This window comes from Thermonema sp., assembly GCF_026003375.1.
Classification (GTDB): domain Bacteria; phylum Bacteroidota; class Bacteroidia; order Cytophagales; family Thermonemataceae; genus Thermonema; species Thermonema rossianum.
This window is the reverse complement of record NZ_BPHD01000001.1, coordinates 918882-930046: the sequence shown is the minus strand read 5'-3', so window position 1 is coordinate 930046 and position 11165 is coordinate 918882. Positions and strand designations below refer to the sequence as shown.

The window sequence follows — 11165 nt, the reverse complement described above, 5'->3', positions numbered from 1 at the left end:
CGGAGACGGAGGGATTCGAACCCTCGGTACCCGTTAGAGGGTACACTTGATTTCGAGTCAAGCCCGTTCGACCACTCCGGCACGTCTCCACCTGCAAAGGTAATAGATGCCTTTTGAACTTACAATACCTATGGCAGGGAATTTTTGAAATCCTGATAAGAAGAGATGGTTGCCGGACGGTTGTCGCAAGATAGAGCCGCCGCCTTATCATTGATATTTTGCACACGCTCGCAGGGGTCAGGGTGGGTGCTGGTCCAGGTAAGACCGCCGCATTTGCCCTCTGCCTGAAGTTTTTCAAAGAAGCCAGCAGCACCATCGCACTGGTAGGAGGTGCTGTTGAGGTAGATAACCGAATACTCATCGGCTTCGCGTTCCATATCGCGGCTGAAGCTTAGCCCTGCCAAGCCCAATGCCAGCTGTTTGGTAATTTGTGTGAGTTGTGAACCGCCGCTTCCCAATACGATATCCAATAAGATGGCTACGCCATATACGCGTTCGAGGTTGCGGGCACTGTGGCGCCGGTCGGAGTGAGCAATTTCGTGTCCCAAGACACCGGCCAGTTGGTCGGCAGAATCCAAATATTTGATAAGGTCCACATAAACAAAGATATAGCCGCCCGGCGTGGCAAAGGCATTCAATACACCCGGCTTGTGTATGATGCGCACTTCCCAGGCAAACTCGTCTTTGTAGCGCACATCGGGCGAAGCCAGAATGCTGTTTACCAGATTGTCGAGATAGGCATAGGCTTGCGGGTATTGCGAGCGGTCAAGCACTTCGCCGTATTCCTGCGGGTTACTGAGTACCTCATCCCGCACTTGCTGCCCCAGCTGTATTTCATCCTGAAGAGAGAATAAAATGGGGTTCCCTTTTTTACAGCTGTTGAAGCTGAAAAGCACCAAAAGCAATAAGGTGCTGCGTAAAACATAGCGACGAATTGTAGGCATAGCGTTTTCAGTTTTGATTTTAAGTTTTCGCTTATCTTGCTTTTTCGCAAATATTATTCCTTTCGAATATAAATTTTATGCTTGGGGTAGAGCAATTCGAAGTAGTCCTCATGGTTTTGGGGCAGACTGTCGTAGTAGCCCATGATAAGCAGGCTTTCGGGGCTGCTGTGCTCGTAAAATGTTTTTAACACGCGCATCTTGAGTACCGGGTCGAAGTAAATGAATACGTTACGGCAAAAGATGATATCGAACCGGCCTTCGACAGGGTCTTGTATGAGATTATGTTGGCGAAATTCCAAACGGGCTGCTTCCTGTTGTATCTTGTCGAAAACAATATGTTTTTCTGACAGGCTACAGTAGCGGCGAATATCATGGATGCCCCCGGCAATAAAATAGTTTTGCTGAAACTGTTCGGATGCTTTGATGCTGTATTTGCCCTGTTGAGCTATTTCAAGCGCTTTGGGGTTGATGTCGGTAGCGAGGATATGGGATTTCTGCAAGAGATTCATTTCTTTAAGCAGAATCATGAAAGAATACACTTCTTCGCCTGTGGCGCATCCGGCATGCCAGATGTGAATTTGTTGCTTGTCGAAAAGCAAAGGAAGGATTTTGCGCCGTAAAAACTTCCACAGGTCAGCGTTACGAAAAGGTTCAGTCAAGTTGACGGCGATGGCATCGATGAGGTCGTGGATGAAATGCGGCTCGTAAAGCATCTTACGCCACAGGTCCACGGCACCGTTCAGCTTGAACGTATGCATGGCTTTGCTTAAACGCCGCCGTAAAGAGCTGCGCTCGTAATTGCTGAAATCCAGCCGGTAACGCTGATAAATAGCTTCTATGATGGCCTCTACTTCTTCTTCTTTCAGCATGCAAGCCTTGTTTTTAAAGCATATCTACCGGTTCTATAGCTACGAATAGCATGACCATGTCAAACTCTTGTGGGTTGTTGGGGTGCGGATATTGCGGCACCAATATCACATTGAAAGTGGGCGCATTATATTCATCGAGCCGCACCGAGAGCTTCAACTGTGCCATTTCCGGCATGTTTATTTTTGCCCGGAAGTAATCTTGCTCTACTTGCGAGTGAAACTGCAGGAATTTCTGAATGGGTTTGTGTTGCAGCTGCCGTGCGTCGTAGCCCAACAGACGTGTAGCCATGATGTTGGCAGAGAGTATTTCGCCCAGGCGGTTGATGCGCACCACCGGCACACTCTTGTTGCTGAACTCTTTTTCTATGTTGTTGCTGTTTTCGAGCAGCATTTGCGCCAACTGCTCTGCAAAGTCTTCTGTGGTAGTCATTTGCATGTTCATCAACACATTTTGCCGGCGCTCTTCTTTGAGGTTTTGTTGCAGTTGTTGGCGCAGCTTTTGCAGTTCGGTTACGTCTGCCAGGATGGCAACCACTTTGTAAACCTCGCCATTCAGGTTTTTTACAGGGCTAAAACTACACCGGTAATAACGCAAGTCACCGGTGCGTGTATACAATCGATAAATATAATGAGCGGGGGTTCCTTGCAGTATTTGTTGCCATATCTCATTGAAGTCGTCCACGTCTTGTAAGTCCAAGAGGCCGGCAAAGCGGGTGCGGCGCACTTCCATGCGACTTTGGAAGCCAAACTCCTGCATAAAACGGGGATTGGCACGCAGCAGCACGCCGTCTTTTCCTATTTCAACAAGTGCCACTGCCTCGTCTATAGCTTTGATTTTACTGTCATACTCTTGCTCCCGCTCTTTTTGCTCGGTGGTAAACTGCCCGAATTGCACAATCTTATATACTTGGTTGTTTACGTCAAAGATAGGGCTGTAAGTGGCAGAAAGCCATAGTTCCTTGCCATTTTTGGCAATTCGCCGGAATTCGCCTGATATATAAGAGCCGGCTTTTACGGCTTCCCACATCATGGTATAACGCAAGCTGTCGCGCTCGTCGGGCGGCAACAGCATGTTTTCGGCCTTGCCTATAAGCTCTTCTTTGCTATAGCCCGTAAGGCTGGTATAAATATCGTTGACGTCGGTAATTCTACCTTCGAGGTCCAGCTCCAACATGGAGTTGGTTTTGTTTACCGCATTTAGAATAGAGTTCGTGAGCATGGATTCACGCTCCACTTCTTGCATCTTTTCTTCAAGAATGCGCTTGGTACGTTCCAACTCTGCCGTATTGCGCATCAAAGTAGCTTCTTTCTCTTGCAGTTCTTTGGCTGTTTGCTCATATTGCCGCAGTAGCCGTTCAGTACGTGCTTTATTGAGTGCATTGGCAACGCTGGAGCCAAAGGTTTGGCTTACATCCTCTATGAACTGCCGCACATGGGGTGGGAGGGGGCGCAAAGAGGCAATTTCAACTACGCCATATACACGATCATTATGACGAATGGGCGAAAGAACAATGCATTTGGGCTTGCCCTCGCTTAATCCGGAAACGATTTTGGGATAGTTTTCGGGGATGTCGTCTATGTAAATCAAATCGTTTTCGAGTACACAGCGCCCCACCAGCCCTTCTTTGAGCTCGAAGCGCTTTTGCAAATACTTTCTTCTTTGAAAGGCATAAGCAGCTACGGTGCTGATATAAGGCGGGTCGGCTTCTTCTTGTATGAGATGCACAGCCCCTTGATGCGCCTGCACATACTCTACCAGTTTATGTAAGAAAGCGAAGGCGAGGTCTTCAATCTTATCGTTTTGATGCTCACGTAACAGGTTGTTGAACTCAGCCAAGCCACTGACAGCCCAGGTTCGGCGTTCGCGCTCTTCGTTGAGTTGTTTCAGCTGGTCACGCATGCGAATCAACGCCTGCCCAATACCTTCGGATACCTGCAGCCCTTCCATGGATACGTCATAGTTGCCTTGACCGATGGCTTCTATAAAACGGGCCGCTTCTTTTCTGGATTCCGAAATTTTTTGCAGCTCCTTCACCAGCTCCTTTACCTGTATGTCGCTGTCGTCAAACTCTTCAACAGGTATTTCGGTATCGATGCTGTTGGCAGAGAAGAATAGTTTGATTTTTTTTAGTGGCTTAAAAACTTTTTGACGCAACGTTTGGTGTAAAGCAAGCCCCGCCAATGCCATGAAAGCAAGAAGGGCGGTAAGCAGCCACACGGACCAAGCAGGGCTAAGCCACACATACAGGATAAGCAATAGGGCTGTAGTTGCCAGCCCTATCAGGATGATGCTACTTAGCGAGGAGGTATTTCTCTGGCTCATAGGTATTGATATCGTCGCTTTCTTTTATTGAAAGATAGAGTTTTTATGGCGGCTATGCAAATATTTGGTTTTTTAGCGCCGTTTGAGCCGTTTCTGTAAAATATTGTTTCCCTTGGCTTTGATCATCTGCTTCATGGTATTGAGAAAGTCGTCGTCCATGAAGCAAATAAATAGAGGGTTGAGGTTGGTATTGTAGCTTTGCAATTGGGTGCGTATGTTGAGCACATGGCCGAAGGTGGCAAAGTCTGCCTTGAACTGCTCGCTCAGTTGTTGGGCAGGCAGGTAGCTGAAGCGCGGAATATCGCCATAAATAAACAGGTCGGTGAAATTGGCCACTTGCGTAACCACGGCAGCCGATATGATGTTGTCCAGCTCCAGTAAAATGTCTTTTTGAATATCTGTGATTTCGCCTTCTTTTTCTACGATGCTTACCGGCGGTTGGGCAAAAATTTGAAATACTTTTTTTATTTCTTCATGTTGAAAGAGCAAATATGTTTTTCCGTGAAGGGCGCCTTTGATTTCTGTAGTGAGTGTATAAAAATATTCGTCTTGCAGGCGCTTGATGGTTTCGTCTTGTTGTTCTTTATCGAATATTTCGATGCTATAATCTTTTATCATGACCTTTTCGCCCGCGTATTTCGAGAAGGCATCGGCGGCATTGGCTAAAGCAATGCTGAACAGTTCGCGGGTAATATCGAATTCATAAGGTGTGAGTTGTACCATAGTTTTAAGCGTTTGAGTTTTGATAAGAGCGGATTTGTTTGAACAAAAAATGCATGATGCCGGGCACGTCCAGTACCAAACATACTTCGCCGGTGCCTAAGATGGTAGCACCGCTTACAAAGTAGGCATCTTTCAACAAAGTGCCCAAGGGTTTTTCCACAATTTCTTTTTGTTGAAGCAGCCGGTCAACAATGATACCTATTTCTTTTTGGTCGTAGTTGATGATAATGGTGGGGAAAAGAGCGTCATCCGGGGTTTCTTCAAAGCTTTTGACAATAAACTGCTTGTCCGGGTTTTGAATGGATTTCAGAGAGAAGATGTCTTTGAGAAAAACAACGGAAATGCTCTTGCCCAAAAAGTTGGCTGCCAGTCCGTTGCGCACATAGTGAATGTCGCTTTTGCGGAAAGTGCTTACGGCGGAAGTATAAGCCAAAGGAATGGCGTAGGTGATATCGTCGAGTTGAAACAGAAGGGTGCTTTTTACTGCCATAGATAAGGGAAGTATGAGGGTGAAAGTAGTGCCTTTGCCTAAGGTGGATTCAATATCTATTTGTCCGCCCACGCGCTCAATGGCACGCTTGACCACGTCCATGCCCACACCACGCCCCGATATTTTAGTGACGGTATCGGCGCTGGAGAAACCGGGCAGGAAAATAAGCTGAATGAGCTGCTCGGGCGGCATACGCTTGGCCTCTTCGGGCGAAATAAGCCCCTTTTGCAAGGCTTTTTGCTTGATTTTCTCTACATCTATGCCCCTGCCGTCGTCGCTTACTTGTATGCGCACCTCTTCTTTGACCGTTTCGGCAGAGAGCGTGATGGTGCCTTGCCCCGGTTTGCGCTGCTTGACGCGCTCATCTTCGGTTTCAATGCCATGGCTGATGGCATTTCTGACCAAATGCACCAGCGACTCGCTGATGATTTGTAGAATGTTGCGGTCTATTTCGTTTTCCATGCCTTTGAGCACAAGCCGCACATGCTTGCCTTCTTCGTTGGCTACATCCCGCACAATACGGTGAAACTTCTTGAACAGTGTCCCCACCTGCACCAGACGGATGCTCATGACTGCATGCTGAAGCTCATTGGTCAGCCGTTGAATGTGGGTCATTTCGGTGTTGTAGCCTTTGCGCTGGGCAGTCAACTGTTCATAGAGGTTGATGATGCGGTCTTTTTCTATGATAAGCTCGCCTACCAAGTTCAATAGGTTATCAAGCTTTTTTACAGGCACGTGTATGCTGTCAGACAAATGCAGCTGTTCTTCGGTAGCAACGGCAGTCGCTTCATCTTCTATTTTCAAAGGGCTGCGGCTCTCTTTTTCTTTTGAAGGGATACCGGTAGCCGGGGGGGCTGCTTCCCGCGCCGGTTGCGTTTCGTCGCTTGCAGGCGTTTCTTCTGACGGGGGCGTTGCCTGTGCCCGGGCTTTGCGCACCAGTACTTCCAGTTTGGTTTTGATGCCTCTATATTTAGGTGCTTCGTGGTGTTCCGGGTCCTTGAGGTGCTGAATCATAGCCCCCAGCACGTCGTTGGCGCGGAAGAGCGTATTGAATAGCTCACTGTTGATGTGGAGGTGTCCTTTTTTTATTTCACCGAATACGTCCTCGAGAATATGGGCAAATTGGGCAAGCTGTTCAAAGCCCATGCCGCCGGCATTTGCCTTGAGTGTATGCAGCAGGCGAAATAAGCTGTCAATAATCTGTTTGTCTTGTTTGTTTTGTTCCAGTTCAACAAACAAGCGGTTTAGTTCATCGTATTGCTCCTGCGCTTCGGTGAAAAATATCTCTCTTAATTCATCATCTTTCATGGTAGCATGCAAAGTTTGGTTTTATAGATTACAGACAGCTCACTATAAAGGGAGCTATTTCATAAATGGGCAATATCTTTTTCACGGCGCCGCGCTCGATGGCTTCTTTGGGCATGCCAAAAATAGTGGCCGTTTGCTCGTCTTGTGCGATGGTATAGGCGCCTTGTTTCATGAGCGCTTCCATGCCGGCGGCACCATCGCGCCCCATGCCGCTCAACAGCACCGCAATGGCTTTGTGATGATAGAGTGAAGCGGCGCTGAAGAAAAGTGCATCGATGGAAGGGTGATTGTATGCCTCAAACTGCTGTTCGCTTTTTTTGAAGCGTATCTGCTTGAGGCTGTCTTGCATGAGTACCATATTACAATTGCCCGGTAAGATATAGATGCTTTGTGAAAGCAGTGCCATGCCTTCGGCGGCCATGGTTACTTTCAGCTCGGTGAGCTGCTGCAGCCTGCGTGCAAAAGATTCTATAAAAGAATGGGGCATGTGTTGAGCAATGATGACCGGCACGGGGAAGTTGGAGGGCAGTTGAAGCAATATTTGCTCTATGGCAGTAGTGCCGCCCGTAGATGCCCCAATCAATACTATTTCGTAGTTTACGTGGTCGAAGGTGTGCGGATGAGTATTCTTTCGTTTAACGGGCAAGCCGCCAAGCACCGAACGCTTGGCTTGGGTTGCCTGTATAATCTTATGGGTGATTTCAGGTGCCAATTGGCGTATTTTGGCGTTGATGCCGGCATTGGGTTTTAGTATGAAATCATAAGCGCCCTTTTCAAGTGCCAAGATAATATGCTCCATCTGCTCGCTACTTGCGCCACTTAGCACAACAATGGGGGTGGGGCAGTGGGCGTTGATATGCTCTATGGCATATAAACCATCATACTCGGGCATCATCAAATCCAGCAACACTACATCCGGCTTAAGCGCACAAGTTTTCTCAAATGCCTCCTTGCCATGGTGGGCAGTGCCAACAACCTCTATTTGGTTGTTTTGCTGCAGTATGTCTTGCAAAATAAGGCGCATGAAACCGGAGTCGTCTGCTACTAATACCTTGACAGGAGGCATTGAGGGTTGGTTTAGCTTTTTACATTACTTTTTGCACTACTTCTACCAGTTGTTCGGTGGTAAATGGCTTGATGATATATTCGTTGGCACCGTTTTTCATGGCTTCCTCCACGACGGCTTCTTGCCCTACGGCACTAATCATGATGATTTTGGCTGTGAGCCCTTCGGAACGCAAAGTTTTGAGCACATCAAGCCCCAACATGTCAGGTAATATGTTGTCGAGCGTGATGAGGTCGGGCTGTAGTTCAAATGCCATATCTATTGCCGACTCGCCATTGGCAGCCATGCCCAGTACTTCATAGCCTATGCTGGTGAGCGCATCTTTTATCAATGTGCGCATGTACAAAGAGTCATCTACGACCAATACTTTTTTGCTCATAAGTGTATGCAGTTTAAATGAGTTAGTATTCTTTTCAAATATAAAAAACTTTAAAAGACTTAGTCAATGACCATTTGGTCCATCAGTTCGGATTCTACGAGCTGGTAGAAGTCGAGTAAAACAATCATGCGCTTGGGCTGGCGTATGATGCCTTTAATATAGCTTTGCTCGCCCACTTCGCTTTGTATGATATGCGGTGAGCGGTCAACATCTTTTTCTTTGACATTTAATGTTTCCGGCAGGCGGTGTACCAAAACGCCCAAAAGGTAGTTTTTGCCATCGATGACTATAACAAACTGTTTGTGTTGGTCTGCATCACTACGCTCAGCCGGGGGCGTATCAAATAATAGTTCCGCCTGAATAACCGGTATGATATTGCCACGTATATTGGTGACGCCCAGAACGAAAGGGCGGGTCAGCGGAACCGGTGTAATATGACTAAGCGGCACTATCTCTTTGACTTGCTCGATGGGAAGGGCATAATACTCTTTGCCCACCTGCAAACAAATGAGTTGTAACCGTTGGTGGTTCTCTTCGGGCATGCCGGCGTCTGCTTGGAGTGGCTGTTGGTTTTCCATGGTGCATGATGATTAAAGTCCGGATAAATGATGTTTGTATTGTTTTTAAATGCGGAACAAACCTACATTCTCTTTTAGTTCTTGTGCCACTTGCTTGAGTTTATTGCCTGTTTCGGCAATTTCGCTCATCTGTTCGCGCAAGGTAGTAGATGAATGCGCTATTTCTTTGGTGCCTGCGGCTGTTTCTTCCGATACCACCACTATTTTTTCGATGTTGCGCACCACAGAGTCGAGGCTTTGTCTTTGCTTACGGGTATCTTCCAAAATAGCACCTGCCAAGGCGAGGGTGCGGCTGCTCGATTCCTTAATCTCATGAAAGACTTGCTCCACTTCTTGGGTGGAAGCTATACCGCTTTGTACATTCCCTTTCATTTGTGAGATGGCTTTGGTAGCTGCCTGGGTATCTTTTTGTACTTTTTTGATTACACTCTCAATATCATCGGCCGACTGCTTGGATTGCTCGGCCAGCTTGCGTATTTCTTCTGCTACGACGGCGAAGCCACGCCCTGCGTCACCGGCGCGTGCAGCTTCAATGGCTGCATTGAGCGCCAACAGGTTGGTTTGTGACGCTATATCGGTAATGACGCGCAGGGTCTTGGTGATTTCTTCCGAGCTGTTGTTCAGAATATCAATGGTTTGAGCAGTCTGGTCTGCCGAATTATTGATGGCTTCCATGCTTTGGGTCAGGCGACCGATGGTTTTAATACCATTGACACAATCTTGTTCGCCTTTTTTGGCAGATTCGTGAATGAGTTCGGCTTTTTTGCCTATTTCATTGGAATCGTTATAGGTTTGTTCCAGCAGCTTGGATGCCTCGTCTGTACGGCGCACTTGGTCTTCGGCACCTTCTGACATTTGCGCTATGGCGCTAACCGTAGCTGTCAGGGCTTGTTGTGTGCGCTCGGCTTTCAGCAGCATGTCAGCCGCTGCCTGGTCTATATTACCTGCCTGCTTTTGTATGTTTCGAATGAGGTGGGCTATGTTTTGTATGGCGGTATTCAATGCTTGGGTCATCTCTTGCATGGTGCCGCGCAGGTTTTCTTCGTAGCGTATGCTCAGTTTGCCTTCAGCCACACTATGAAGCAGCTCTTTAATCTGTAAAATGGGGTTGCTGATATTATCAAGCAATTGGTTGATGCTCTGGGCAAGGGTGTGCCATACGCCTTGCAGTCCGTTCAGTGACAGGCGGGCTTGCAGATTACCTGCCTCGCCGGCTTGTGTGACTACTTCGGTAATGTTTGCCAGTATGTTGCGCAGGGTTCGCTGCAGGTGCAGGTTGGCTTCCACCATATCGCGCAGCTCCGCCTCTATGTCGCTTACGTCGAGTTTGAATTGAGCATCCAAGTTACCGGCACTCAACTCAGACAAGAAGCGGCTGGTTTCCATGAGCGCCTCCTGGAAGGCCGTAATATCCCGCCCGATGGCTATGATGCGAATAATTTCCCCGTTTTTATTATATACCGGTGAGTAAATGGCTTCTACCCAGAAGTGGCTGCCGTCTTTGCGGCGGCGGCGGGCTTTCAAACGAACCGATTCGCCCCGGATGACTCTTTGCAGGTTTTGCATGATGGCGGCACGCTCTTCTTCCGACAACTGCTCTTGGTACTTGCCCCCTTGCAGCTCGTCGGCACTGTAGCCGCTGAGCTGTTGATACACCTCGTTTACAAACAAAATATTGCCTTGCAGGTCGAATTCCACAAATACATTACCTGCATTGATGGCGCGTAATTGTGCTTCCAACTCGGCTTGTGATACTTCCAGTGCTTCACGCAGTTGTATTTCCTGCTCGCGCAGGGTTTGCAGCTCCTCCATGGCTTGCCGCATTTCTTCGTCCCGGGCTTGCAGCTCCTGATTTTTGACTTTTAGCTCTTCGGCTTGTCTTTTGCTTTTTTCTAAAGCTTTTAAAAGCACTTTTTCATTGGCTTCCATACGTTTTTTGGCAGCCTCCAGCTCTTTTTGCTTCTGCACCAGTATGTCTTGAGTTGCTTGCAGCTCTTCCAGGTTTTGCCGCAACTCTTCCTCTTGGGCAGTCAGGGCTAAATTACGCTCTTCCAGCTCTTGCTGTGCTTTAATTTCGGGTGTAATATCGTAAAGGATAACCAGTTTATAGCCTTGATTTTCAATGTCTATGGATTTTATTTGTATGCGAAAGGGCAGGGGCGAACCTTGCCCGGGCAGGCGCAATTGCTTGTTTTGGAGTGCTTCACTAAGTTCCCGGATGCTTTTTTCGCCTTCTTCAAAGAAAGGAAGCAGCGACTCTATGTTCTCTTGCTTGATTCCTTTGAGCAGGGATTCGGCTGCGCTGTTTTTGTGTATAATATGTCCTTGGGGGGTAGTGATAAGAACAGGAGCAGGCAGGGCATCAAAGATGGCTTCGCAGTGTGCCTTTAAGTCGATGGTGGTGGAGCTGTCAGAGATAGTGCGTTTCATAAGAGCCGGATATTTTAGGTTTGAACTACAATTTATAAAATATGTTATGGCGGCC

The 11165-nt window shown here is 47.7% G+C and carries 9 protein-coding genes and 1 tRNA gene; all 10 read right to left on the bottom strand.

The genetic code is table 11. The features are described from left to right. A tRNA-Ser gene (locus QVE43_RS03920) sits at positions 1-89 on the bottom strand. A 39-nt stretch (positions 90-128) separates the two neighbouring features. After that, complete coding sequence (locus QVE43_RS03915) at positions 129-944, bottom strand: M48 family metalloprotease (protein WP_038032882.1); 816 nt, start codon at positions 942-944, stop codon at positions 129-131. A 53-nt stretch (positions 945-997) separates the two neighbouring features. After that, positions 998-1813 carry a protein-glutamate O-methyltransferase CheR gene (locus tag QVE43_RS03910; protein ID WP_288004442.1) on the bottom strand — a complete coding sequence of 272 codons (816 nt, stop codon included), beginning with the start codon at positions 1811-1813 and terminating at the stop codon, positions 998-1000. A gap of 13 nt (positions 1814-1826) precedes the next feature. Beyond that, a complete protein-coding gene (locus QVE43_RS03905) occupies positions 1827-4136 on the bottom strand; it encodes a PAS domain S-box protein (protein WP_288004440.1) in 2310 nt (769 codons plus the stop codon). A 72-nt stretch (positions 4137-4208) separates the two neighbouring features. Beyond that, positions 4209-4859 carry a chemotaxis protein CheC gene (locus QVE43_RS03900; protein WP_288004439.1) on the bottom strand — a complete coding sequence of 217 codons (651 nt, stop codon included), beginning with the start codon at positions 4857-4859 and terminating at the stop codon, positions 4209-4211. A gap of 4 nt (positions 4860-4863) precedes the next feature. Continuing rightward, complete coding sequence (locus QVE43_RS03895; RefSeq protein ID WP_288004438.1) at positions 4864-6657, bottom strand: chemotaxis protein CheA; 1794 nt, start codon at positions 6655-6657, stop codon at positions 4864-4866. A 28-nt stretch (positions 6658-6685) separates the two neighbouring features. Then, positions 6686-7723 (bottom strand): chemotaxis-specific protein-glutamate methyltransferase CheB, encoded by a 1038-nt coding sequence (gene cheB, locus QVE43_RS03890; protein ID WP_288004437.1) that lies wholly within the window; start codon positions 7721-7723, stop codon positions 6686-6688. A gap of 19 nt (positions 7724-7742) precedes the next feature. Beyond that, positions 7743-8102, bottom strand: coding sequence for a response regulator (locus QVE43_RS03885; RefSeq protein ID WP_038032889.1), 360 nt, complete (start codon positions 8100-8102; stop codon positions 7743-7745). Positions 8103-8161: 59 nt separating this feature from the next. Beyond that, on the bottom strand, positions 8162-8680 hold the full coding sequence (locus tag QVE43_RS03880; protein ID WP_038032890.1) for a chemotaxis protein CheW: 519 nt from the start codon (positions 8678-8680) through the stop codon (positions 8162-8164). Positions 8681-8725: 45 nt separating this feature from the next. Then, positions 8726-11110 (bottom strand): methyl-accepting chemotaxis protein, encoded by a 2385-nt coding sequence (locus QVE43_RS03875; protein WP_288004436.1) that lies wholly within the window; start codon positions 11108-11110, stop codon positions 8726-8728. Between the last annotated feature and the right edge of the window lie 55 nt (positions 11111-11165).

What these genes read in the sequence shown, in the direction of transcription:
- QVE43_RS03915 (WP_038032882.1), bottom strand. Translation starts at nt 944, where the DNA reads ATGCCTACAATTCGTCGCTATGTTTTACGCAGCACCTTATTGCTTTTG.
- QVE43_RS03910 (WP_288004442.1), bottom strand. Translation starts at nt 1,813, where the DNA reads ATGCTGAAAGAAGAAGAAGTAGAGGCCATCATAGAAGCTATTTATCAG.
- QVE43_RS03905 (WP_288004440.1), bottom strand. Translation starts at nt 4,136, where the DNA reads ATGAGCCAGAGAAATACCTCCTCGCTAAGTAGCATCATCCTGATAGGG.
- QVE43_RS03900 (WP_288004439.1), bottom strand. Translation starts at nt 4,859, where the DNA reads ATGGTACAACTCACACCTTATGAATTCGATATTACCCGCGAACTGTTC.
- QVE43_RS03895 (WP_288004438.1), bottom strand. Translation starts at nt 6,657, where the DNA reads ATGAAAGATGATGAATTAAGAGAGATATTTTTCACCGAAGCGCAGGAG.
- cheB (WP_288004437.1), bottom strand. Translation starts at nt 7,723, where the DNA reads ATGCCTCCTGTCAAGGTATTAGTAGCAGACGACTCCGGTTTCATGCGC.
- QVE43_RS03885 (WP_038032889.1), bottom strand. Translation starts at nt 8,102, where the DNA reads ATGAGCAAAAAAGTATTGGTCGTAGATGACTCTTTGTACATGCGCACA.
- QVE43_RS03880 (WP_038032890.1), bottom strand. Translation starts at nt 8,680, where the DNA reads ATGGAAAACCAACAGCCACTCCAAGCAGACGCCGGCATGCCCGAAGAG.
- QVE43_RS03875 (WP_288004436.1), bottom strand. Translation starts at nt 11,110, where the DNA reads ATGAAACGCACTATCTCTGACAGCTCCACCACCATCGACTTAAAGGCA.